We start from the raw sequence: 22,818 nt of genomic DNA on the forward strand, positions 1-22,818 counted from the left end.
AGCGCCCGTGTTTGCCCCCACTGAATGAAGCCTTCAGCGGAGCAGGCCGAAGGACGCACGGCAGCAGTTTACAGAAGCTGGCTGTCAGGCGAAATTCTGCCAGCCCAGGAGGACAGGAGTTCATGGAAGACAACACCCAGACCCCCGTGACACAAAACGGGACTCAGCCCACGACGGGCAACGAGACGGCCACCGAGACCCAGGCGGAAGGTATGACCCCCGCTGCCAGTAACGTGGAGACCGCCACCAGTGCAGCTCCGGCTGCTCCTCAGCAGAGCAGCGCCCCCGCTGCCTCCGAGGAACGCGAATACCCGGCCATGACCATGGAGGACATCCTCGCCAGTGAGGCGCAGGAACCCCAGAGCGTCACGCGCGGGGACATCGTGGACGGCCAGATCGTGTTCATCGGCCAGGAAGGCATTGCCGTGGACATCGGCGCGAAGGTGGAGGGCATCATTCCCCTCAACCAGCTCGGCGATGAGCCGGTGACGCTGGAAGAGGCCCAGGGCATGTACAAGCCCGGCGAACAGATCGAGGCGTACGTGGTGCGCGTGGATCTGTCCAACAGCCAGATCGTGCTGAGCAAGAAGCGTGCCGATCAGGACAAGGGCTGGCGCGTCCTCGAGAAGATGCAGGAGGCCGACGAGGCTTTCGAAGTCGAGGTGCTGGAGAAGGTGCGCGGCGGTCTGGTGGCCCAGGTCGAGGGCATCCGTGCGTTCCTGCCTGCAAGCCAGGTGGACACCCGCCGGGTCAACGAGCTTGATCCCTACGTGGGCAAGCCGCTGATGGTCAAGCTGATCGAGCTGAACCGCAAGCGCAATCGCGTGATCATCAGCCACCGCGCCATCATGGAGGCCCAGAAGGCCAAGGCCCGTGAAGAGACGGTGGGTCAGCTGGAGCCGGGCGCGCAGTTTGAAGGCGAAGTGGTCGAGATCACCGATTTCGGCGTGTTCGTCAACCTGGGCGGTATCGACGGCCTGGTTCACCGCAGCGAACTGACCTACGGGCGCTTCAATCACCCCCGCGACGTGGTTGCGGTGGGCGACAAGGTTCAGGTTCAGGTCATTGACGTGGACGAGGGCCGCGAGCGCATCAACCTGTCCATGAAGTCGCTGACCCAGGACCCCTGGGAAGGGGCGATTGACCGCTACAGCGTTGGGCAGCGCGTCAAGGGCAAGGTCACCAACCTCACCAACTTCGGGGCCTTCGTGGAACTGGAGTCGGGTCTGGAAGGGCTGGTCCATGTCAGTGAAATGAGCTGGACCAAGCGCGTGCGTCACCCCAATGAGGTCATGAAGGAAGGCGACGAGGTCGAGGCCATCATCCTGCGCATCGATCCCAAGGACCGCCGCATCAGCCTGGGTATTCGTCAGACCACTGACGATCCATGGAGCGCGCTGCCGGACCGTTACCCGCCCGGCACGCCGGTCAAGGGCAAGATCACCGGTATGACCGACTTCGGCGTGTTCATGGAGATCGAGGAAGGCATCGAGGGCCTGATCCACATCAGCGAACTCGATACCGCGCGCGTGAACAACCCGGCAGACCTGTTCAAGAAGGGCGATGAGATCGAAGCCATGATCCTGAACATCGATCCTGTCGAGCAGCGCGCCAGCCTGAGCCGTCGCCGCTTCCTGGGTGGAGGCGCACCTCCTGCCCAGGGCGGTGGACAGCGCGATTACGTCAGCCAGGGCGGCGGCAGCCGCAGTGACCGTTACGGCGGCGCTGCTGGTGGGCGTGCCGGTGGACGTGGTGGACGTGGCGGCGGAGCCGACTACAACTACAACGCCAAGGATGCCAGCCAGGGTGGCAAGATCAGCACCAAGCTGGGCGACGTGTACGCCGACCTGTTCGCGCAGTTCGGTCTGGGCGGCGACAAGAAGGACGATGCCGCCACTACGGAAACGGCCAATACCGAATCCGCCGACACGGGTAGCAGCACCCAGACCGAGGACACCCAGGCTTAAACGCCTGCAGTGTTGAAGTCGAATTGAAGGCAGCCCGGACGCGTTGAGTGTCCGGGCTGCCTTCTTTCTAGGACTTGCGGTGGGGGATCAGCGCGGCTCAGGCCATCCATAACGTCGGTGTGCGGGGTTGGGCGCACCCCAACAGGGCGAACGGGCAGGTATCATGCTGAATGTGACTGTGTCCCTGCCTCCTGCCGCTGCCCCCACTCCCGACACCACCCGCACCCGCATCGGGCAGGAGGCGGCTCGGCTGTTCGTGGCGAGTGGCTACCACGGCGTGTCCATGCGCGAGGTGGCCGAGGCGGTGGGCGTGACCAAGCCCGCGCTGTATCACCACTACGCCGACAAGGAATCTCTGTTCCTAGCAATGCTGGACGGTGCCCTGGCCGGTTTGGCACGGCTGATCGAACATGCCTCGGCACAGCGTGGGCTGTCGGCCCAACTGGACACGCTGGTGGGCGAACTGGCTGCCAGTGCCCCCGAACAGCGCGTGGGACTGCAACTGGCCTCTGAACTGCGCCACGTTTCGCCGGAACGCCGCAAGGCCTTCGAGAGCGAGTATCGCCGGGTCTGGATGGGCGGTCTGAGCGCCCTGTTTGAGGAGGCCGCAGCGCGTGGGGAATTGCGCGCAGACCTGCCGCCGCCCGTGCTGACACGGGCGTTTCTGGCGCTGATCTACCCACTGGTCACGGGCACGCCGCCCGCCGATCCGCAGGGCACGGCGCGGGCCTTGCTCTCGGTGTATCTGGACGGGGCAAGGCCGCGCTGACCGTGGCCTGAGCCTGTGATCTGCCCCCGCCTCATTGCAGAGGTGGGGCTTTTTCATCGGTGTTCTGGAATCTACCTTCCGTCTTCAGCGACCTGCTGGCCCGGCCCGGTTCTGGCCAGTTCGCTAGCGTCGCTCCGATCAGAATGACGGCGGCCATGCCCCACACGCTGATGGGCAGGCGCTCGCGGAGCAGGGCGGCGCTCAGGAGAATGGTGATCACGGGGGCCAGCGCCTGCCACACGCTGGTGCGGGCGGCCCCCAGCACCTGCGCGCCCCCGGCCCAGGCCAGGTACGCGGCGACGTTGGCCCCCAGCGCACTGAAACCAATACCCAGCCACACCGCCCCTGGTACACCCGCTCCGGTAGGGCCTGAAAACTGCAGGTGCGGCAGGGCATACAGCAGATACGGCACGCTGCCCAGCGTCAGGCTGAAGGCCACGAAGGGCAGCGTACCCAGCCGTGCCGATAGCGGACGGTTGAACAGCGTGTACAGTGCCCACACGAGACCGGCGGCCAGCAGCCACAGCAGCCCGGTGGGCGTGACGGACACCCCCGGCAACCGGGTTAGGGCCAGCAGACCCAGCAAGCCAGCAAAAGCCACCGCCACTCCCAGTCCCTGGCAACGGGTAAAGCGCTGGCCCAGCAACAATCCCAGCGGCAGCACCAGCACCGGCACCAGGCCGTTGACCAGGCCCGCCACCCCTGCCGGATTCAGCTCGATCCCGGTCAGGAAAAAGGCCTGAAACAGCGTGTTGCCCAGCAGGCCCACCCCGCCCACGGCCAGCCACGTTCTCGCTTTCCAGCGTGGCCAGCCGTGGGCCTGAACTGCGAGTGCCACCAGCACTGTCCCGGCGATGACCACCCGCACGGTGTTGGTGGTTTCGGCGTTCAGGACCCCGAGGACGGCTTTCAGGGCCACCACGTTCGCACCCCACAGAAAGACGGTCAGCAGCACGCCCGCGAGGGCCAGACGCTCGGATGCAGGGGAGGGGGAAGTGGCAACCGTCACGAACCCGAGCATACGCTCCAGACGCCTCATTGCCTCAGCCGCTAGCATGCTCCAGCACGTTTTCGCCCCCCACGCCTAAGACTAAGGAGTTGAATTATGCCCGTCACCCGTCTGGAAATCTGCACCGAACACCTGTCCGTCGATCAGCGTGAGGCCCTGCTGGACGCCGTATGGGAGAGCCTGCGCATCAGCCCCGGCATGGTCACGGCAGACGGCAATGTGGAACTGGCCCTGTCGCAGTGCGGCGCGGGCATCAAGGCTGAGGACACCCCACTGGTGCGGGTGGACGGGCAGGACTACCGCAACGTCACGCCGCAGACGCTGGTGTCGTTGCTGCGCCGCTGGACGCGGTGAGTGTCTTTTATCTCGCTGCTCGCGCCGCCAACGCCTGCAAGGCGGCTTCCAGCGTCACGTCGCGGCCCTGTTCGATCAGCGCCCCGATGTCACCGGGGGCCAGCACATCGGGTGTGATGGCGTCGGGCAGGGCCTCGTTCTTCTCGTTGAAGGCACGCAGGACCGTCACCGAGACGACGCCGCCGTCGGGCAGTGGATCGAAGATGACCCCGCTGTTGCCCACGCCGCGCGTCTTCTCGCCCACTGCGATGGCCCCGGCACGCTGCGCGTAATAGGTGAAGACTTCAGCGCATGAGGCGGTGTTAGGCCCCACCAGCACGGCGGTAGGTCCTTTCCACACTGCACTGTCTGCAGGGACGGTCTTCATGTTCAGAAAGTGACCGCGCGTGCCGTTCACGCCGGTATAGCTGTAAGTGGACAGCTTGCCGTTGTAGCGGGTCTGGGACCGGTACTCCACCGGAGCGAAGACGCTGGCGGCGGCCACGCATTCGGTCAGGCTGCCGCCGCCGTTGTAGCGCAGGTCCACGACCAACTCGCGGGCCCCTGCCGCCTGCGCCTCTGTCAAACGGTCCAGGAACAGTTGAGAAGCGTCGCTGGGCAGAAACGTGGGGTATGTGATGACGGCCACCTTGCCGTCCGCGCCAGTCCAGGCCAGGGTGGGGACGTCGCGGGCCAGCAGAGCCTGGGTGGGGACGGTCAAGTTCAGCTCCGGGCTGGCGTGCCGCCTGACGGTCACGCGGATGGGCTGGGCCGCTCTTTCCAGCCGGATGAACTCGTTGGGGCCAACCGCAGCATTCTCGCCGCCGCGCTTGCCCGCCGCCTGTCCATTTACGGTGGTGACCAGATCGAAGACGCGCAACCCCTCGGTCTCGGCGGGGCTGCCAGGAATGATCGAGACCACCAGCAGGCCACCCTCAACCCGCGCCAGCCGCGCCCCGGTGCGCTGGACGGCCAGATCCTGCGTGACCTCGCGCAGCCGCTCGGCTCCTTCCGCGTCGCGGACGTTGGTGTGGGCGTCGCCGAATTCCTTGAACATGTCCTGCAGCACGTTGCGGCCTGTGGCATAGGAACATGCCTCGCCTTCCTGGGAACACTTCACGCGCAGCAGGGCGTCGTATTTCTCGCTCAGCGCCTTTAAATCTGCCGTGGACCAGCCGTAATACTCGCGCGTGACCTGCTGCGTGGCCGACTGGAACAGGTCACTCGCCGGACTGGCGCCCGCCACGGGCAGGGCGAGCAGCAGGGCTGGAAGCAGCGCGCGAAACGAGCAGGAAGGGGACACACCTCAGCGTAATCTCCTGCAGGTGACAGGCGTGAGGAGCACGGTTTCAATCTGGGAACCGCAGGGCTAAGCGGGCCACCCAGCAACTGGAAGAGCTGTCCAATCTTGCGGTGGCTTCGGGCCGTTGCGTTCAGGCGTCGCGCCGGAGCTTGCCGCACTGCCACCACGCTCCGGCACACAGCAGCAGGCTGATGGCAAACACCGGAAGGTAGCCGAAGCGGTCCGCGATCAGGCCGCCCAGCACCGGCGTGAACAGGGCCGCGCCCACCAGCGTGTTGAGGGTGCCGATATAACGGCTGCGGGCATTGGGCGGGGCGATGTTCAGGAGATGGTTGGTGTGACCCAGGTTGAAGCCCTGCGCGGCCACACTGGTCAGCAGGAAGACGCCCAGATACGCCCATTTGCCCAGGCCAAGCAGACCCACCATCGCGGCATACAGCGGGGCCAGCCCGTAGAAGACCGAGGCGTAGCGGATGATCCGCCGTGATCCTTTGCGCTCGGCCACCCGCTGCCACACGATGTTCGAAAGAGGCGCGGCTCCGGTCAGGGCCATCACGAAGGCTCCCAGGATGGCCGGGGGAAAATCCAGCACGCGCAGGGCATAGACCGCGAAGAAGGGGTCGCTCATGCTTGCTCCGGCCAGCAGCAGCCGAACGGTCAGAAAGGCGCGGAAATGCGGGTCGCGCAGCGTTTCGGGAATAGCCCGAAATTCGGCGCGGAAGCCCTGTGCTTCCTGTGGGGGATCTGGCGGCTCCGTGACTCGGCCAAAAATCCAGTACCCGTAGGTATAGGCTGCCGCACCCAGGCCGAAGATCAGGGCGTAGTTGAGGGGAAACTGCAGGTCCGAACCCAGGATCCAGCGCACCAATAACCCGGCCCCGAAAGCCAGCAGCCCGCCGTACAGGTTGCGCGTTCCAAAAAACCGAGGGCGGCGCTCGGCGCTGACAATCTTGCTGACCACTTCCAGAAAGGGCAGGCCCGCCACGCCGGAGGCCAGCGAGTTGAGCAGCATCGCCAGCACGAACAGCGTCAGGCACAGGGCAGGCTGATCAGCCAGGAACGCGGCGATCAGGGCCATCGCCACATAGGTCAGGGTCCGGATCGTGGCCGCCGAACGGTAGACCGGCAACTTGTGAGGCAGGCTGCGAACCCGCGCGGCCACCAGCAGTTGCGGCAGCATCCAGCCGCCCCCGGCAATGGCGGGCAGGAGACCGATCACCCAGTTGGGTGCTCCCAACCTGGAAGCGAAGCCGGAAATCACCACGGTCACATTGAGGAACCCGTCGCCAACGAAGACGCCCCAGCCGTTGAGAATGCCCAGTCGCTCGTCGCGATCCCAGCCGTGCCACCTGTCCATGGGCCTTCTGCTCACGCGGGCATTATCCGCGTTCCTTCAGGGCACGGTTCGGCATGGAGGGACGTTGCCGCGAGAGCAGTTTGAAGGCCTAGAGATAGAGCGTTGTTGCTTGCCAGCCTGCCGCTCAAAATTCAGGCCCTTTTGCAATGGGGGATGTGGAGAGTCCTTTGAAGCTCTGCTTACTCCGCCGCCTCGTACCAGTTGCGGTCCCAGCGGTGCGCGTACAGACGGGCCACATCGTCGGCGGGCAGGCCCTGACCGTCGGCGATGGCGACATTGCGCTCTACGTTCCGCACGCTGCGCATACCCACGATCACGGTGCTGACGGCGCGGTGACTGAGGACAAAACGCAGGGAGGTCTCGGCCAGTTGAGAGCTGTTGATGCCCAGATCGCGCTCGATGGCCCGCAGGCGGGGTTGCAGCTCTGCCCTGCGGTTGCCGCCGAAGTAGCGGTGGCGCCAGTCGCCCTCAGGGAATTCGGTCCCGGCGGTGATATTCCCGGTCAGGCTGCCCTCGTCCAGCGCCACGCGCACGATGACGCCCACGCCGTTGGCCAGGCAGGCGTCCAGCAGGCGGTCCTGCGGCGACTGATCGAACACGTTGTAGATCACCTGCACTGTCTCCACCACGCCCGCCTCCACGGCCTTCACGGCGTTGTCCGGCTGATGGTCGTTGATGCTCACTCCGAAATGCCCGATCTTGCCGTCGCGTTTGAGCTGCGCCACCGCGTCCTGCCAGTCGCCCTGCCCCAGCCACGAATCGTTCCAGACGTGGAACTGCTGCACGTCGATTTTCTCCAGCCCCAGGCGCTGCAGGCTGGCCTCGGTCATGGCGATCACATGTTCGGCGGGAAAGGCATCGCTGGCGGGAACGCCGGGGCGCGCGGGCCATTGCCCATTCTTGGGGCTGATCTTGGTGGCGATGACCGTTCCGGGAAATTCTCGGGCGGCCTGCCCCACCAGCCGCTCGCTGTGGCCGTCACCGTAGCCCATCGCCGTGTCGATGAAATTGCCGCCCAGTTCCAAATAGCGGCGCAGGGCCTGCAGGCTCTCGTCGTCCTGTGCGCCCTTCCACATGTCTGCGCCAATGCCCCAGGCCCCGTAGCCGATCTCACTGACGCCCAGGCCGGTGGCCCCCAGATTCCGCATTTGTATGGTTGGTGATTGCGTGGTCATGTGGTTCAGGGTAGACCCGCAGCCGTGTCGCCGGGGCTTGTCTTCAGGTCTGCTCAAGCGTTGGTGGAGGCTGCAATGGTGGGAGACCTGCGGTGAGCGAGGAAGAGCCGTTCACTCACCGCCCAGTCTCTTGCTTGCAGGTAAAGCGAAAGCGCTGCCTGACCTTATTGAGGGTCAGGCGGCGCGGGTAGTGTAGTGGTGGTTTGAAGTTCTACTCAGACCCCACCATCAGGAAGGGGAGGGCAGAAGGCTTACGCCTTGGCCGCCCTGCCTCCACTCTGGCGCCTCTTGTTCCATTCCTCGACGTACACCACGAGCGGCGCGACGATGTAGATGCTGCTGTACGTCCCGATGATGATGCCCACCAGCAGCGCCAGACTGAAGTCTCGCAGCACCGGCCCGCCGAAGACCAGCAGGCTGACCAGGGGCAACATGGTGCTGACCGAGGTCATGATGGTGCGCGACAGCGTCTGGTTGATGCTGGTGTTCACGATCTCGCGGAAGCTGCGGCCACGCATTTCCCTGATGTTCTCGCGAATTCGGTCCGACACGATGATCGAGTCGTTCAGCGAGTAACCGATCAGGGTCAGCAGCGCGGCCACACTGGCGATGCCGAACTCCAGCCCCAGCAGCGAATACAGACCCATCACGATCGCGACGTCGTGTAGCACGGCAATGATGCTGCCCAGCCCCATGACGAAGTCGAAGCGGAAGCCCACGTACACCAGAATCAAGCCCAGTCCCAGCAGCACGGCGTAGATGGTCTTCTGGGTCAGCTCCTTGCCTACGGCGGGGCCGACGGTCTCGCTGGCCTGAATCTCGCCGCCGGGCAGCTTGCTCAGGGCCGCGCCCAGGGTCTGGGTCTCGGCGGCGGTCAGTTCCGGCACCTTGACGTTGTACTGCACGCCCTCCTGGGTGGGATTGACGTCGCGCTGGATGGCCGCGCTCTGCTCGTTGACCTTCGCAATGCCCGCCGCCGCCGCCGCTGCCCGCACCTGCTCGGTGTTGGTGGTGGCGTTGGTTCGCAGGGTCAGGGTGGTGCCAGACGTGAAGTCCACGCCGTAATTCAGCCCCTTGGTCGCCAGGATGCTGCCGCCAATGATGGCCAGCAGAACGCTGGCCGTGGTGATGTACGGCGCGGCCTTAATAAAGTCGATGTGGGTGTTCTTGACCCACTGCCGGGCATTCATGTTGGGATGACGCTCGGCGATCCAGGCGATGAACCACTTGGCGAAGACCAGGTTAGAGAACGTCGCGGCGATCACGCCGATCATCAGCGTCACGGCGAAGCCCTTAACCGGCCCGGTGGAGTAGTTGTACAGCGCGGCGGCGGCCAGCAGGTGCGAGGCGTTCACGTCCAGAATCGCGGCGGTGGAGTGCCTGTACCCGGCATCGATGGAGTTCTTGATGCCCTTGCCCCGGTACAGCTCTTCCTTGATGCGCTCGAAGGAGATCACGTTGCCGTCCACGGCGGCCCCGATGGTCAGCACCAGCCCTGCAATTCCCGGTAGCGTCAGCGTGGCCCCGAAGCCTGCCAGCATGCCCAGGATCAGGATGCTGGAGAACAGCAGACCCAGGGCGCCCACCAGCCCAAACCACAGGCCGTAGTACGCGAACAGCATTACGAAGACCAGCGCAATACCCACCACGGCGGCAATCGCGCCGCTGCGGATGGCATCCGCGCCAAGGGTCGGCCCAATGGCGCGTTCGGCTTCCGTTTTGATCTTGATCGGCAGTGCGCCGGATTTCAGCACGAGGGCAAGCTGATTGGCTTCTTCCGGCGTGAAGGAGCCGCTGATCTGAATGTCGCGGAACAGGCGCTGGTTGATGGTGGCCACGCTCTGAATCTGGTCGTCGAGCACCACGGCCATCAGCTTGCCCACGTTCTTGCCCGTGAAGTCGCCGAAGGTCTGCGCGCCCTTGTCGGTGGTCTGGAAATTGACCACCCACTGCCCGGTCTGTGAGTTGGTCCCCGAAGTGGCGCTCTCCACCACTTCACCGGTGGCCTGGATCGGCCCGAGCTGGGCGAGCGTGTAGCCGCCAGAACCGGGCTTGCTCGTCCTCAATGTTGGGTCAGGTTGCGCGCCGTCCTGGACAATCCGGAATTCCAGTTTGGCCGTCTGCTGGATGATTTCACGGGCGCGTTGCTGGATGGCTGGCGTCGCGCCAGGAATTTCCACCACCACGCGCTTGCCGCCTGCCACCGTCACGGTGGGTTCGGCCACCCCCAGGGCGTTGACGCGGTTCTCGATCACCGTCTTGACGCGGTCCAGCTCGTCCTTGGTGGCCGTACCGGATTCGGGAGCCAGCTCAATGCGCAGGCCACCCTTCAGATCCAGTCCCAGCGTGATGAACTGGAATTTGTCGTTCCAGATGCTGCCCAGATTGTTGGGGTGCTCCCAGGGCCGCCAGATGTAGGCCAGACTGCCAAGCAGGGTGATGAGCAGCAGCAGCGCGGTCCAGGGATTGGGCCTGCTGGTACTCGGCGCGGCCTTGCGCCTGGGGGGTGGGGGGCGGCGGTCATTGCCGCCGGTGTTCTTGTTGCGGTTGTTGCCGTAAGTCACGGTGGAACTCCTGTCGGGTGGAAACGTGGGTGCCGTGTCCCTCACCCCGGTCCTCTTCCATGGGAAAGAGGGGGAAAATGATGTTGAGCTGTTCTTTGTGGACGTTCTGGCCTCAGCCGCCGTCCGTCTGCCGCCGTCCCAGGACATTCAGGTCGCTCAGGGGAGCAGGCTGCTGCCAGCTCCACCCGACGACCTGAGCCTCTTTGTGCTCCTGCCCCACACGGAAGGTTTCAGCCGGGGGCGGCGGCATCAGCACCGACACACCCGCTCCCGGCTGCGGCGCGGCGCGGACCTCGGGCAGGGCTGGGGCCACGTTGCTGGCGCTGAGGCGCTGGCCCACCTCCGGCGGACGGACAGGGGTCCCCAGCACCACCGCCAGCACCGACAGCAGCGTCAGCACGCCCGGCCAGGTGCGCAGCCGGGAAAGCCAGGGCCGCGTCAGCCAGGTGGGGGCAGGGGTGGGGGAGGGGTGCAAAGCGCCACAGCATACCAAGACCGGACTGACGGGGAGATGACTGTCGGCACCTTCCGCGCTGCCTTCGCCGATTCTTCGCGGTCTGTGCGCCGTTTGTTGGGAGCCTGCTGGGAGGCTGGACCCAGGGCCGGAAGCCGGTTCTGGCCCGCGACATTCAAGGAGGACTCCGCATGAGCCGATTCAAGACCACCAGCATCAAGACCATCTTCCACAAGACGCCCCTGATTGCTCTGGCTGCCCTGCCGCTGACCGTGGGAGCGGTCCTGGCCCAGCAGTCAGCTGCCACCGACGCCACCACCCAGGCGCAGCAGCCCCAGCGTGTCCAGCCCACGCAGCCGGGTCAGCGGAATCAGGGGGGCACAGGGACGCAGACCGCGCCCGGCGTCCAGAGCGGGACCAATTACGCCGATGTCTACCTTCAGAAGCTGGCCGCGGGGCTGGGCATCAGCCTGGACAGGCTCAAAGCTGCCGCGCTGGCTGCCGGAAATGCCACCATTGACCAGGGTGTCAAAAACGGCGACATTGCCGCCAACCGCGCCACCGACATGAAAACCCGTCTCAAGGACAATCCCTTCGGCATGCTGGGCGGACGGGGCATGGGCGGGCCAGGAGGCCCCGGCGGGCGAGGGATGCACGGTCCCGGTGGGCGCGGTGGCGGCCCGCGTGGGGCTATGGATGTTCCAGACGGCACGCAGGGACAGACCGACAGCGGCCCCGTGGATCCGAACGCCGTTGATGGCGGAAGCTGAGGCTCGTTCAAACCTGACGCAATAGACAAAGGGCCGCCCCGAATGGAGCGGCCCCCTTTAATTGCTGGCGCTCAGGCTTACGCCTGTTCGACTTCCACCATCTCGCTGGCCTCGATGATGTCGCCGACCTCCGCGCCGTCCCAGTCCAGGTTGATCCCGCACTCGTAACCGGTCTGGACCTCACGCACATCGTCCTTGAGGCGCTTGAGGCCCACCAGCGTGCCCTCGTAGACAGTTTCCTTGCCGCGCGTAACCTTGGCCCTCGCATTGCGCTTCAGGCTGCCGTCGGTGACGTACGAGCCGGCGATATTGCCGAAGCGCGGGTGCTTGATCACCATGCGGACCTCGGCGCGACCCAGGTACTTTTCCTCGAACACCGGTTCCACGTTGCCCTTGATCAGACGGTCCACCTCGTCGATCAATTCGTAGATGATGCGGAAGGACTTGATGTCTACACCTTTGTTCTCGGCGATCTTGGTCACACTGCCGGGGGCCGTGACGCTGAAGCACAGGATGGTGGCCTCGGCGGTGCCTGCCAGCAGCACGTCGCCCTCGGTGGGGGCGCCGATGCCCGAGAGCATCACGTTGATCTTGAGGTCCTCGGACTCCTTGCGCGCCAGGATGCCCTGAATGGCCTCCACGCTGCCCTGGGTGTCGGCGCGCAGGATCAGGTTGACAGTGCGCACGGTACTCAGCGGCCCCATCATCTCCTCCAGGGTCAACTTGCGCTGGACCTGGGCGTTCTCAGTGTCGCGGCGGCTGCTGGCACGGGCGGCAATCAGGTCACGCGCGGCGTGTTCGTTCTTGGCGCTGCTGACCTTCTCGCCGCTGGTGGGCACTTCGCTGAAGCCCAGGATCTGTACCGGGGTGCTGGGGCCGGCCTCCTTGATGCGCCCGCCTGCGCTGTCGGTCATGGCCTTGATCTTGCCGTAGCTCTCGCCCACCACCAGGAAATCGCCCACGTGCAGCGTGCCTTCCTGAACCATCACGGTGGCCAGAACCCCAGCCTGCTTGTCCACCTTACCCTCGATGACCACGCCCGCAAACGTTCCCTTGGGATCGGCGCGCAGGTCCTCGAGCTCGGCATTCAGGCTGATGTATTCCAGCAGGTCTTCCACGCCCTCACCGGTCCTGGCGCTGACCGGCACCACGATCAGGTCGCCGCCGTACTCTTCGGGCACGAGGTTGAGCTGCGTGAGATCGGTCTTGACCTTCTCGGGGTTGGCCTGCGGGAGGTCCATCTTGTTGATCGCGATGATCATCGGGACCTTGGCGGCCTGCGCGTGTGCGATGGCCTCGCGGGTCTGCGGCATCAGGCTGTCGTCGGCGGCGATCACGATGATGGCGATGTCGGCGACGTTGGCCCCGCGCGCCCGGATGGTGGTAAATGCCTCGTGGCCGGGCGTGTCGATAAACACGATCTTGCCCTTGGAGGTCTGCGCCTCAAAGGCGCCAACGTGCTGCGTGATGCCCCCGGCTTCCTTGGCCGCCACCCGCGTCTTGCGGATGTAGTCCAGCAGCGAGGTCTTGCCGTGATCGACGTGACCCATGATGGTCACGACGGGCGCGCGGTGCGGAATGTCCGTCTTGGGAGCTTCGGTCACAACGTCGTCGCGGGTCTGGGTGGCAGTCGCCGAGCTTGAGGCCGGCGCAGCGGATTGCGCGGCAGCCGTGGGCTGGGTCTGGGTTGCCTGAGCCGCGGGTTCCTGTTTCGGCGCGTCCTGAGCCTCGGCGGGCGCGGCAGCCTGGGCCTCCCCGGCACCCGTGCTTTCCTCGGCCACGATCTGCTTGATCAACTCAACCGTGTCTTCCTCGATCGTGCTGCTGACGCTCTTGTAAGAGACGCCCAGCCCATCGAGGATTTCCAGCATCTTGGCATTTTCGAGATTCAGCTCTTTGGCCAGCGTGTAGATTCGAACTTTAGACATGACTCACCTCCGGTGAGACCCGCGCCCCAGGCGCGGAATGGTTCTGATTTGGGTCTTTGTGATGGGTCTGAAGTTGCTCCGCGATCTCGGCAGCCTGTGCACGAAAGGCCCGCCGCAGCCGCTTTTCCTGCCAGCATTCAGGGGTATCGGCGCAGACATACGCCCCCCGTCCGACTCGGTTGCCAGCCCGCACGCTCCATCTGCCGGCCTCCCGCGTCACCCGCAGCAATTCCTGCTGGGGGCGTTTGCGGCGGCAGGCCACGCAGGTGCGCTCTGGCACATGCCGGCTGGGGGTGAGCGGGGCAGCGGTCAAGGCTTACTGCTCCCCGACGTCTTCCGGGCTGGCCGTCGCCACCGACTTGCTGTCCTTGAACAGTGCGTCGAAGGCGGACTGTGCCACGTCGGCCTCGCGGCCCTCCTGCTCGTCCTGAAGGGCTTGCTGCATGGCGGCGTCCAGATCGCTGATGGCCGCCGTTTCGCGCAGGTCGATTTTGAAGCCGGTCAGCTTGGCCGCCAGCCGCACATTCTGCCCGCCCTTGCCGATGGCGAGGGACAGTTGATCGGGGGTGACGGTGACGGTGGCTTCCTGACGGTCCGGCAGCACCTCAATCAGGCCTACCTTGGCCGGAGACAGCGCGTTGCGGATGAAATCGCGCAGGTTGGCGTCCCACAGGATCACGTCCACGCGCTCGCGGCCCAGTTCGCCGGTCACGGCCTGAATGCGGTTGCCCCGGTGGCCGATGCACGCGCCGATGGGGTCCACGTTGGAGTTGTGGGAAAACACCGCCACCTTGGAGCGCTGCCCGGCCTCACGCGAGATCGCCTTGATCTCCACGATGCCGTTGGCGACTTCGGGAATTTCCTGGCGCAGCAGGTAGTCCAGCAGCCGTTCGTCGGCCCGGCTCGCCAGGATCGTCGGCCCCTTGGGGGTCTTGCGTACTTCTTTCAGGTAAATCTTGACGCGGTTGCCGGGAGTCAGCTTCTCACCGGGAATCTGCTCGCGGGGGGGCAGGATGGCCTCGCCGGCGCCCAGTTCCACGAACCAGTTGCCCTTGTTGTCGCTGCGGACCACCTGGGCGGTCAGCACCTGGCCCTCGCGGTCCTTGTACTCGTTGAAGACCACGTTGCGCTCGGTCTCGCGCATCTTCTGGGTCAGCGTCTGCTTGGCTGCCTGCAAGGCAATCCGGGAGAACTTCTCGCGGTCCACCGGGAACTCCATCTCCATTCCCAGTTCCACGCCAGGATCCAGCTCCAGCGCGTCGGCCAGCGAGATCTGGAGGTGCTCGTCCTCGATTACTTCCACGACCTCACGCACCACCAGCACTTCCAGTTCGCCGCTGACGGGGTCAAGGTGGACCTCGATGCGCTTGTCGGGTTCCACGTTGCGGGTGTAGGCCTGGGCCAGCGACTCCTCAAAAGCCTGGATCAGGGCCAGTTCGTTGATGTTGCGGGCCTGCGCGACTTCGCGCAGTGCGTCGGCGAAATTAAATTCGGGTTGGGTCATCTCACTCTTCCTTTGGTTGTAGAAGCTGCTGCGTTGTGCAGACGCTCAGGCGTCATCGGTGCCGGTCCGGGAACTCGGCCAGATTGGCTGTGAAGGTTCCGGCGCGCAGCGTCACGTCTTCGCCGTTCACGTCGAAGGTCACGTCCTCGCCGTTCACGGTCTTGATCGGGGCGGTGAATGCCTGCCCCTCACCACGCACGCGGGTCTTGAGGCCCACCATGCGCTCGAAGTGCCGGGCGCGCAGCAGCGGACGTTTGGCCCCCGGCGACTCGAATTCCAGGCGGTACTCGCCCGCAATCGGGTCCACCCGGTCAAACTCCGCTTCGGCGGCGCGGCTCGCGCCCGTCAGGTCCGCCATCGTCACTGGCTGCTCGTCCAGGCGATCAATTCGCACCAGCACGATGGTTTCTCCGCCTGCATTCTGGAGCTGGACTTCCAGCACCTCGAAGCCCAGCGGCTCAACCCCGGCCTGCGCGATGGCCTGAAGGCGGGCCGCCTGCCCATCTGCCTGCTTGCTCGATTTGTGGGCCGTCTGGCCGTCTGAGTTGTCGGTTGCGTTGTTATTCATATTGTCGGGGCCTCCCGTCCGGGTTGCCCACCTGACCACCCCCTCCACGAAAAAAGGTGGGCTTGGTGCACCCACCCCCCAGTTCGAGGAATTTCAAGACCCAGTATAACCGATGGACCGATTTGGGCGACGGGTGGGGTCACAAAGTCGTCCTGGAGGGCACGCTTCTTCTCCCTGCATTGCCTGAGACCTGCCGCTACTTCTGGGCGTCAATCACGATGACCCCGTCCTGCAACCGTGCCAGTTCGGCCACTGGCTGGCCGTCGCGCACGCGCATGTTGCTCAGGCTGCTGCCCTCGGGGGCGCGGGCCACGGCGTCGCCGATGCGGATCTGGGTGCTGGCGATGGGTCTGGCCCACACGATGGCGTCGCTGTAGCCGCCCTGCCCAGCGTGTGCCAGGCCGCGCAGCGCGCCAATCACGATCACGTCGCCGCCTGCGATGACCTCGGCGCTGGGATTCACGTCGCCCAGCACGATCACGCTGCCCCGGTACTCGTTGCGCGATCCCGCCCGGATGGTGTGCGGCACGATCACGGTGCGGGCGCTGTCGATGGGGTGGGCTTCGGGCGCGGCGGTCTGGGCAGGCGAGGCCACCGTGACACGCGGCGCCCGCAGGCGGCCCGGCAGCCCCCCGGCCTCGCGAATCAGTTCCAGAACCCGTTCCAGTGCGCCCGGATCGGCGTCACCGTTGATCTCGATGGTTACGCTGCTGCCCGAAAGGTTGGGCATCACCAGTCCGCGCGAGACGCTCTCGGCAGTGTCGCCCGGTTCCAGGAGCAGATTCAGACCGCCCAACGTGCCGCGTAACTTCATGACCCTCAATCTAGCGTCACATTTGCCCGAGGTTCCGGGGCGCGCAACCTCTCACTCCCCGCACCCGTATAAGGGGGCATGTCCGCGCCCACCACCGCCGAAACCCAGGTCGCCGCTTTGGAACTGCGTGACCTGCACAAATCGTTCGCGGGCCGGGCAGCCGTTGCCGGCCTGAACCTGCGGGTGCGGCCCGGCGAGATGTACGCGCTGCTGGGGCCGAACGGGGCGGGGAAGACCACCAGCATCCGCATGATCGCGGGCCTGACCCGCCCCGACGGCGGCGAGGCGCTGATCTACGGCCACAGCGTTCAGCACAACGCCCAGGCCGCGAAGCAGGCGCTGGCCTATCTGCCCGACGATCCGCTGCTGTACGGCAAACTGAGTGCACCCGAATACCTGGAATTCGTGGCGGGACTGTGGGGCATGGACGCTGCACAGGCCGCGCCCGAGGCCGAACGCCTGCTGAAATGGCTGAACCTGTGGGACCACCGCAGCGAGCGTGTGGAGGGTTTCTCACGCGGCATGAAGCAGAAGCTGGCGCTGGCCGGTGCGTTGATCCACCGCCCCCGCCTGATGCTGCTGGACGAGCCGCTGACCGGACTGGACGCCGCGGCCTCGCGCCAGGTCAAGGACGCACTGCGCCAGTACGTGGATGACGGCGGCGCGGTGGTTCTGACCACCCACATTCTGGAAGTGGCCGAGCGCATGGCTGAACGCATCGGCATCATCGCGGCCGGGAAGCTGATCGCCGAGGGCACGCCAGAGGAACTGCTGGAACGCACCGGCACCGGGACGCTGGAAGACGCCTTTCTGTCGCTGACCGGGCTGGACGCGCCGCAGACTGAGGTGGTGGCGGGCCTGTGAGAACCGAGGGCGTCAGATCGCCCATTCCCCACGCCAGAGGCCCGAAACCGGGCAGCCTGCCGTGGCTGCTGGGCAAGCAACTGCGCTGGCAGTGGCAGACCTTGACCGGAGGGCAGCGCACCGGGCTGTACATCGCGCTGGCAGTGCTGGTTCTGGCGGTGGTCGGTGGCTATTTTGCTCTGCGCTCTGTCCTGGCGGGATTGCCCCTGAATGCGCCGCTGCCGGACGTGGCACTGGGGCCGGTGCTGCTGGCCCAGGCCTTCCTGCTGACGCTGATGCTCTCGGCAGCGGTGCGGGCGGCCCTGGTCACGCTGTTCACGCGCGGTGATCTGGACCTGCTGCTGCACTCGCCGCTGCCGCCGCGCGTGGTGCTGGCCTCGCGGGCGCTGGGGGTGGCGCTGTCGGCGGCGCTGCCCGCTGGTCTGCTGGTGGTGCCGCTGACCCTGGCGCTGCTGGTGCTGGGCGTGTGGCGGGGTGGATTGGGTCTGCTGCTGTGGTGGCTGTGCGCCTCGCTGGTGGCGTCCAGTGCGGGGTTGTGGCTCACCCTGGGTCTGGTGCGCGTGCTGGGGGTGCGCCGCACCCGCACGGTGTCGGCGGTGCTGGGGGCGTTGTTCGGGGCGGGGATCTTCCTGGCCAGCCAGTGGGCCAACCTCAGTGGGGAACGGGGGCGGCCCTCCAACGCCGTTTTCGATGCCCTGGCTTCCTTCGCGCCGGGACAGGGCGGCTGGCCCGGGCGGGAGGAGTGGCTGTGGCTGCCCGCCCGCGCTGTCTGGCTCGAACCGCTGCCCGCGCTGGTGCTGCTGCTGCTTTCGCTGGCGGTGTTTGCCGTCACGGTTCCCGCGTTGACCCGGCAGTTCGTGAACGGCGCTCAGGAGATTGCCGCTGTGGAAGGACGCGTTCGACACTCGCGTCTCGGGGTGGGCCGTCTGCGCTTCGCCTCCGGTTCGCGCGCTACGTTGCTCAAGGAATGGCGGCTGATCTGGCGGGATCCGGAACTGCTGTCGCGGACGCTACTGCAGGTGGTCTATCTACTGCCCCTCCTGTTCTCGGTCACGCGTGGCGGCGGCCTGCGGGCGGCGGGCGGCACAGGCGTCGTTCTCCTGACCGCCAGTCTGACGGCAGCACTGGCCCACCTGACCCTGAACGCCGAGGACGCCCCCGATCTGCTGGTCAGCGCCCCCAGAAGCCCAGCGGCCTTGAGGCGTGACAAGTGGCTGGCCGCCGTGATCCCCACCGTGCTGATCGGTCTGGTGGCGCTGACGGTGCTGGCCCTGCGGGGGGCGTTGGGAACATCCCACTGGCTGTCCCTGATTCCGTTGCTGCTGCTGGGCACCGGCGGCACCGCCCTGATGGTGCTGTGGCAGCCCCTGCCAGTGCGCCGCTCCGATGCCTTCAAGCGCAGTCAGCGTGCCCCCCTCGTCAACACGGTGCTGACGCTGGTCTTTCAGGGTGGCCTGTCCGCGACCGCCTACGCGGCCAGCAGCGGTGCGCTGTGGGGACTGGCAACGCTGGCTGTCGCCCTGATCGCGCTTGGGGTGGCCTACAGCCTGCGGCGCAGCGACGTGCGGTGAAGACCTGCTCAGTCAGGGGGGCAGCCGCCCGTCCACCCCTGCGCGGCGGCTATGCTGACCCCATGCTTGCCCAATTGACCCTTGCCTGGCGGGGGCGCTGATGTCTGCACCTGCCCTGCGTCCCCGTTCCATGCTATTCGCCCCTGGCAACCGTGCCGATTTGATCGCCAAGCTGCCGCGTCGTTCACCGGATGCCGTGGTCATCGATCTGGAAGACGCCATTCCGGGCGACGCCGGGGCCAAGGCCGCTGCCCGCCCCACGGCCCGCGACGCTGCCCGCGAGCTGATCGCCGCTGCGCCACATCTGGCCGTATTCCTGCGCATCAATGCCCCGCACTCGCCGTATTTTGCCGATGATCTGACCGTGCTGACCCCCGAACTGGCAGGCGTGGTGGTGCCCAAACTGGAAGCTGCGGCAGACGTCCGGCTGGTGGTGGACGCGCTGAGCTCGCATGGGTTGAATCTCCCCATTCTGGCTGGGCTGGAAACCGGGGCAGGCGTCTGGAACGCGCTGGACATCCTCAAGGAAGAGGCCGTGACAATGGCCTACTTCGGCGCGGAGGACTACACGACGGATCTGGGCGGACGCCGTACACCTGGAAATCTGGAAGTCCTGTACGCCCGCTCACGGGTGGCGCTGGCGGCGCGGCTGGCAGGGGTTGCGGCGCTGGACATCGTGGTGACGGCCCTGAACGACGAGCCTGCCTTCCGTGCGGATGCCGAACAGGGACGCGCGCTGGGGTACGCGGGTAAACTGTGCATTCACCCCGCGCAGGTAACGCTGGCGCACGATGTCTTCGGGGCCACCCCCGCCGAGGCTGCCCGCGCCCGCGCCCTGCTGGAGGCCGCGCGGACCGCTGCCGAACGGGGCCACGGGGCCTTCAGTTTCGAGGGCCAGATGGTGGACGAACCCATGTTGAGCGCCGCCCGCGCTGTGCTGGCCCAGCTCCCGGAGGCTGACCATGAATGAAGACCTGAACCGCCCGCAGGGCCGCTATTTCGAGGAATTGACCCCTGGAACGGTGATCCGGCACCGCGTCACCCGCACGCTGACCGAGGCCGACAACGTGCTGTTCACCACCCTGACCATGAACCCGCAACCGCTGCACCTGGACCATGAGTACGCCGCGCAGACCGAGTTCGGGCAGCCGCTGGTCAACAGTCTGCTGACCCTCAGCCTGCTGGTGGGCCTGAGCGTCCACGAGCTGACGTTGGGAACGCTGGTGGCCAATCTGGGCATGACCGATGTCGTTTTCCCCCGTCCGGTCTTCCACGGTGACACTATTCGCGCCGAATCCGAGGTGCTGGAAGCCCGTGACAGCAAATCCCGCCCGAACCAGGGCTTGGTGACCGTGCAGCACCGTGCAATCAACCAGCGGGGCGAGATCGTGGCCCAGTGCAAGCGCACCATGCTGATGCAGAAGCGGTCTGCGGTGGGTGAAGGCTAAGAGGAGACGGCCTCACACCAGTTGCGAAAAGAGTGCCGTCCCCTGTAACCGTTCCGCGAGGGTCACAGGTCGTGCTGGCTTGTGTCATGCCTGTGCCTTCGCTGGCTTCGGGAAAGGCTGAGCCGGGGTGCACCCAGCGCTGCAGAAGCGCAGTGGGTGCTTGATTCCTGATGGACCAACCGTCATATGAACGCTCCTGCCGCGGTCTGCCCTTCACGTTTCGCTCGCCATGCTGAGGTCACCGGGCGTAAGCAATTGGTAAGGGGCTGGCCTCTAGGGTGGACTTGCGCTGGATGCTCATGGTGTTTCCCCAGACAGCCAGCGCGCCAACAGGCCAAACTTCTGTTTCTGGAGTGTGACTGCATGACGCTGCTTCATTCACCCGCCTATACCCCACCGCCGGCCCCGACCCGACACGATTCTTTTGTCGGCGTGCTGGCCCAGCCCGAGCGACATCTTCTGCCAGACGGCGAATTATTGGTGTTCCAGTTCAGCAACGGTTACGGAGCCGCGCTGAGCCACCGCGACGGCTTTTGCGTCCTGGACTGCACCTTCCAGGCACCCCAGCCAACCTTCGAAACGCCGGTGGCCTCTGAGGTGCTGACTGGCCTGGATCTCGCCGCATTGACGCGGCTGCTGATCGAGACCGAAAGCCTGCCCCGCCATCCCCGACTGGTTGAGGCGGACGAGGCTCTACTGCAAGAGACCTTCTAAGCCTGTCGGAAGGGCACGAATGGTTGCCGTGAGGGACAGCGCCAGCTCTCGTCAGAGTGCAGACGGACCTGATACCTTGTCGAGTTCCGTCTGGAAAGTTAGTGCTGCGACAACAGGCGCCCAGACATTGGGTTATTTCTCAGTTTCATTGAGCGAATCCCCAGCATCGCGGCGGCCCGTGAAGCTCTTAACAGCGTTTGGGCGGCCATTGACCTATGGTCGGCCCCCATGACCACTCATTCATCTCGCCCCATGCGTGCGCGCAGCCTGACGGAAAAGAGGCAGCGGCGGGCTGATATTCTCCGCGCTGCCGAAGACCTGTGGGCCACCACTCCCTACGCGGACCTCAGCATGAACCAGGTGGCCAGTTCGGCACACCTGGCGAAAGGTACGCTCTACCTATACTTTGACACCAAAGAAGAACTGTTCCTGGCGCTGATGGAAGGACATCTGGAAACCTGGATTGACCGGGCGGCCACGCTGCTCAACGAGCGCCGCCCCGGCACGCCATCCCAGCTGGCCGACGTGCTGCTGGAGGCTGGGCAGGATGCCAGATCGCTGCGCCGATTGCTGGTGTTGCTGGGCACGGTGCTGCAGCGCCGGGTCCGCCCGGAACTGCTCCAGGAATTCCGTCAGACCATCAACGCCCGTCTGGACAGCCTGCTCGCGCTGATGCCTCTGGAACGGCGGCAGGCGCAGCGTGCCCTGACCCACCTGTACGCGCTGTCCGTTGGCTGGGAGCATCTGGCAGAGCAGCCGAACCTCTGGGGAATCGGGCGCGAGAGCACCGTGTCTGTCCCAGACGGCCTGAACACGCCAGATCTCATGGAGCATGGCGCTGATGAAGAATTCAAGCTGGCTGTGAGAGCGGTGTTCGAGCGTCTGACCTCCCTGCCCGGCCCAGTCTGATTCCCACGGCGCCCTGCATTGAGCATGTCCGATTACGTTTTGATCGGGCATGCTCGATGCAGGGCGCTCTTAGAGTCAGTTTGTTGCCATTTCATTTGAGTCCGCCACTCAGGCCGGGCATTTTTTCTTGCCTACGGCTCTATTAGGTCGGGTTCATCAACTAGCGGGGGCCTGAAAAGATTCAGACCTAGGCCACGCTCATGCGGGCAGAGTCGTCCATCTCCATCTGAGCATCGCTCTGCCATTCCAGCGGCAATGCCTGCTCGCTCAGCCAGTGGTTGAGGGAGTAGCGGGCGCGCGCCAGCCCTGACATGGTGTGGTGGGCCACCTCGATGGCCAGTTGAAGGTCCTCCGAGGTCAGGAAACCCGCCTCCCAGGCCGCCAGCAGTTCGTCGGTATCGGCAATTTCCGCGCCCAGCCCGTCGTGCAGCACGATGTCCAGGTACAGGTCACGAACCGTCCAGACTGCGCCCTCCCGGCTGATCTGGGCCACGTCAATGTAGAAGTCATGTTCGCGGTGGCCGTGGAAGGCGTAGTGACAGACCACCAGATTCAGGGCGGGCAGCAGATGCGCCTGCCAGTGGCGAATGCGTGGGTGGCCAACGAAATCGCGGGCCACATACAGGCCCGCATCTGTCTCTTGGTACGTTTTCACCGCACGCTGCCCGGTATTGGTGTGATGACAGTGGTGTGCCGTGTCGTGCCGTTCCACCTTCACAGGATGCGCGTCAGCAAGCATGGGACAGCGTACCCGAAACCGTGTCGGCTGGCCGGGAGAAATCTAACATCCTGTTCGG

Annotated in this window: 22 protein-coding genes; 10 read left to right on the top strand and 12 right to left on the bottom strand. The window is 65.5% G+C overall.

What is annotated here, in order from left to right; genetic code table 11:
* Window positions 1–122: 122 nt before the first annotated feature.
* Both HNQ08_RS05040 and HNQ08_RS05045 read left to right on the top strand, forming a co-directional pair.
* Window positions 123–1,967 (top strand): 30S ribosomal protein S1, encoded by a 1,845-nt coding sequence (locus HNQ08_RS05040; RefSeq protein WP_184127999.1) that lies wholly within the window; start codon window positions 123–125, stop codon window positions 1,965–1,967.
* A 163-nt stretch (window positions 1,968–2,130) separates the two neighbouring features.
* Window positions 2,131–2,736, top strand: coding sequence for a TetR/AcrR family transcriptional regulator (locus HNQ08_RS05045; RefSeq protein WP_184128000.1), 606 nt, complete (start codon window positions 2,131–2,133; stop codon window positions 2,734–2,736).
* Window positions 2,737–2,767: 31 nt separating this feature from the next.
* Here the strand turns inward: HNQ08_RS05045 and HNQ08_RS05050 are convergent, their stop codons facing one another.
* Window positions 2,768–3,745: an EamA family transporter gene (locus HNQ08_RS05050; protein ID WP_229789708.1), complete on the bottom strand. Its 978-nt coding sequence runs from the start codon at window positions 3,743–3,745 to the stop codon at window positions 2,768–2,770.
* A gap of 96 nt (window positions 3,746–3,841) precedes the next feature.
* On the opposite strand from HNQ08_RS05050, the gene HNQ08_RS05055 reads away from it, so the two are divergent.
* Window positions 3,842–4,099 carry an NAD(P)H-dependent oxidoreductase subunit E gene (locus tag HNQ08_RS05055; protein ID WP_184128001.1) on the top strand — a complete coding sequence of 86 codons (258 nt, stop codon included), beginning with the start codon at window positions 3,842–3,844 and terminating at the stop codon, window positions 4,097–4,099.
* Window positions 4,100–4,106: 7 nt separating this feature from the next.
* On the opposite strand, the gene HNQ08_RS05060 is transcribed toward HNQ08_RS05055, so the two are convergent.
* The 5 genes from HNQ08_RS05060 to HNQ08_RS05080 form a co-directional block, all read right to left on the bottom strand.
* Window positions 4,107–5,381, bottom strand: a complete 1,275-nt coding sequence (locus HNQ08_RS05060; RefSeq protein WP_229789707.1) for a S41 family peptidase — start codon at window positions 5,379–5,381, stop codon at window positions 4,107–4,109.
* 130 nt (window positions 5,382–5,511) lie between these two features.
* Window positions 5,512–6,738 (bottom strand): MFS transporter, encoded by a 1,227-nt coding sequence (locus HNQ08_RS05065; RefSeq protein WP_184128940.1) that lies wholly within the window; start codon window positions 6,736–6,738, stop codon window positions 5,512–5,514.
* 179 nt (window positions 6,739–6,917) lie between these two features.
* On the bottom strand, window positions 6,918–7,913 hold the full coding sequence (locus HNQ08_RS05070; RefSeq protein WP_184128003.1) for an aldo/keto reductase: 996 nt from the start codon (window positions 7,911–7,913) through the stop codon (window positions 6,918–6,920).
* Between the two features lie 251 nt (window positions 7,914–8,164).
* The gene (gene secD, locus HNQ08_RS05075; RefSeq protein ID WP_184128005.1) at window positions 8,165–10,477 is read right to left on the bottom strand and encodes a protein translocase subunit SecD; all 2,313 of its coding nucleotides are present in this window, start codon (window positions 10,475–10,477) and stop codon (window positions 8,165–8,167) included.
* Window positions 10,478–10,589: 112 nt separating this feature from the next.
* The gene (locus HNQ08_RS05080; protein WP_184128007.1) at window positions 10,590–10,952 is read right to left on the bottom strand and encodes a hypothetical protein; all 363 of its coding nucleotides are present in this window, start codon (window positions 10,950–10,952) and stop codon (window positions 10,590–10,592) included.
* Between the two features lie 170 nt (window positions 10,953–11,122).
* On the opposite strand from HNQ08_RS05080, the gene HNQ08_RS05085 reads away from it, so the two are divergent.
* Entirely contained in the window at window positions 11,123–11,701 is a 579-nt protein-coding gene (locus HNQ08_RS05085) for a hypothetical protein (protein ID WP_184128009.1), read from the top strand.
* 77 nt (window positions 11,702–11,778) lie between these two features.
* Here the strand turns inward: HNQ08_RS05085 and infB are convergent, their stop codons facing one another.
* From infB to HNQ08_RS05110, 5 genes are all read right to left on the bottom strand, one after another.
* Complete coding sequence (infB, locus tag HNQ08_RS05090; RefSeq protein ID WP_184128011.1) at window positions 11,779–13,629, bottom strand: translation initiation factor IF-2; 1,851 nt, start codon at window positions 13,627–13,629, stop codon at window positions 11,779–11,781.
* Window positions 13,622–13,942 (bottom strand): YlxR family protein, encoded by a 321-nt coding sequence (locus tag HNQ08_RS05095; RefSeq protein WP_184128013.1) that lies wholly within the window; start codon window positions 13,940–13,942, stop codon window positions 13,622–13,624. Before HNQ08_RS05095 ends, infB begins: the two co-directional genes overlap by 8 nt.
* Before the next feature lie 3 nt (window positions 13,943–13,945).
* Window positions 13,946–15,133, bottom strand: a complete 1,188-nt coding sequence (gene nusA, locus HNQ08_RS05100; protein WP_184128015.1) for a transcription termination factor NusA — start codon at window positions 15,131–15,133, stop codon at window positions 13,946–13,948.
* 52 nt (window positions 15,134–15,185) lie between these two features.
* Window positions 15,186–15,701 (bottom strand): ribosome maturation factor RimP, encoded by a 516-nt coding sequence (rimP, locus tag HNQ08_RS05105; RefSeq protein ID WP_184128017.1) that lies wholly within the window; start codon window positions 15,699–15,701, stop codon window positions 15,186–15,188.
* A gap of 196 nt (window positions 15,702–15,897) precedes the next feature.
* Entirely contained in the window at window positions 15,898–16,515 is a 618-nt protein-coding gene (locus tag HNQ08_RS05110; protein ID WP_184128019.1) for a septum site-determining protein MinC, read from the bottom strand.
* A gap of 78 nt (window positions 16,516–16,593) precedes the next feature.
* Between HNQ08_RS05110 and HNQ08_RS05115 the strand changes: the two genes are divergently transcribed.
* The 6 genes from HNQ08_RS05115 to HNQ08_RS05140 all read left to right on the top strand — a co-directional run bounded on the left by HNQ08_RS05115 (window position 16,594) and on the right by HNQ08_RS05140 (window position 22,021).
* Window positions 16,594–17,379 (top strand): ABC transporter ATP-binding protein, encoded by a 786-nt coding sequence (locus HNQ08_RS05115; RefSeq protein ID WP_184128021.1) that lies wholly within the window; start codon window positions 16,594–16,596, stop codon window positions 17,377–17,379.
* Window positions 17,376–18,950, top strand: coding sequence for a hypothetical protein (locus tag HNQ08_RS05120; RefSeq protein WP_184128023.1), 1,575 nt, complete (start codon window positions 17,376–17,378; stop codon window positions 18,948–18,950). Before HNQ08_RS05115 ends, HNQ08_RS05120 begins: the two co-directional genes overlap by 4 nt.
* Window positions 18,951–19,050: 100 nt before the next feature.
* Window positions 19,051–19,920, top strand: coding sequence for an HpcH/HpaI aldolase/citrate lyase family protein (locus tag HNQ08_RS05125; protein ID WP_184128025.1), 870 nt, complete (start codon window positions 19,051–19,053; stop codon window positions 19,918–19,920).
* Window positions 19,913–20,398, top strand: a complete 486-nt coding sequence (locus tag HNQ08_RS05130; RefSeq protein WP_184128027.1) for a MaoC family dehydratase — start codon at window positions 19,913–19,915, stop codon at window positions 20,396–20,398. Before HNQ08_RS05125 ends, HNQ08_RS05130 begins: the two co-directional genes overlap by 8 nt.
* A 363-nt stretch (window positions 20,399–20,761) precedes the next feature.
* Window positions 20,762–21,112: a hypothetical protein gene (locus HNQ08_RS05135; protein ID WP_184128029.1), complete on the top strand. Its 351-nt coding sequence runs from the start codon at window positions 20,762–20,764 to the stop codon at window positions 21,110–21,112.
* Window positions 21,113–21,340: 228 nt separating this feature from the next.
* Window positions 21,341–22,021, top strand: coding sequence for a TetR/AcrR family transcriptional regulator (locus HNQ08_RS05140; protein WP_184128031.1), 681 nt, complete (start codon window positions 21,341–21,343; stop codon window positions 22,019–22,021).
* A 187-nt stretch (window positions 22,022–22,208) separates the two neighbouring features.
* On the opposite strand, the gene HNQ08_RS05145 is transcribed toward HNQ08_RS05140, so the two are convergent.
* Complete coding sequence (locus tag HNQ08_RS05145; protein ID WP_184128033.1) at window positions 22,209–22,760, bottom strand: DUF402 domain-containing protein; 552 nt, start codon at window positions 22,758–22,760, stop codon at window positions 22,209–22,211.
* Between the last annotated feature and the right edge of the window lie 58 nt (window positions 22,761–22,818).

Source organism: Deinococcus humi (assembly GCF_014201875.1).
GTDB lineage: Bacteria > Deinococcota > Deinococci > Deinococcales > Deinococcaceae > Deinococcus > Deinococcus humi.

Coding starts and splice junctions, on each gene's coding strand:
- HNQ08_RS05110 (WP_184128019.1), bottom strand. CDS start 16,515: ATGAAGTTACGCGGCACGTTGGGCGGTCTGAATCTGCTCCTGGAACCG.
- HNQ08_RS05115 (WP_184128021.1), top strand. CDS start 16,594: ATGTCCGCGCCCACCACCGCCGAAACCCAGGTCGCCGCTTTGGAACTG.
- HNQ08_RS05145 (WP_184128033.1), bottom strand. CDS start 22,760: ATGCTTGCTGACGCGCATCCTGTGAAGGTGGAACGGCACGACACGGCA.
- HNQ08_RS05065 (WP_184128940.1), bottom strand. CDS start 6,738: ATGGACAGGTGGCACGGCTGGGATCGCGACGAGCGACTGGGCATTCTC.
- HNQ08_RS05130 (WP_184128027.1), top strand. CDS start 19,913: ATGAATGAAGACCTGAACCGCCCGCAGGGCCGCTATTTCGAGGAATTG.
- HNQ08_RS05140 (WP_184128031.1), top strand. CDS start 21,341: ATGACCACTCATTCATCTCGCCCCATGCGTGCGCGCAGCCTGACGGAA.
- infB (WP_184128011.1), bottom strand. CDS start 13,629: ATGTCTAAAGTTCGAATCTACACGCTGGCCAAAGAGCTGAATCTCGAA.
- nusA (WP_184128015.1), bottom strand. CDS start 15,133: ATGACCCAACCCGAATTTAATTTCGCCGACGCACTGCGCGAAGTCGCG.
- HNQ08_RS05070 (WP_184128003.1), bottom strand. CDS start 7,913: ATGACCACGCAATCACCAACCATACAAATGCGGAATCTGGGGGCCACC.
- HNQ08_RS05055 (WP_184128001.1), top strand. CDS start 3,842: ATGCCCGTCACCCGTCTGGAAATCTGCACCGAACACCTGTCCGTCGAT.
- HNQ08_RS05135 (WP_184128029.1), top strand. CDS start 20,762: ATGACGCTGCTTCATTCACCCGCCTATACCCCACCGCCGGCCCCGACC.
- HNQ08_RS05045 (WP_184128000.1), top strand. CDS start 2,131: ATGCTGAATGTGACTGTGTCCCTGCCTCCTGCCGCTGCCCCCACTCCC.
- rimP (WP_184128017.1), bottom strand. CDS start 15,701: ATGAATAACAACGCAACCGACAACTCAGACGGCCAGACGGCCCACAAA.
- HNQ08_RS05085 (WP_184128009.1), top strand. CDS start 11,123: ATGAGCCGATTCAAGACCACCAGCATCAAGACCATCTTCCACAAGACG.
- HNQ08_RS05125 (WP_184128025.1), top strand. CDS start 19,051: ATGTCTGCACCTGCCCTGCGTCCCCGTTCCATGCTATTCGCCCCTGGC.
- HNQ08_RS05040 (WP_184127999.1), top strand. CDS start 123: ATGGAAGACAACACCCAGACCCCCGTGACACAAAACGGGACTCAGCCC.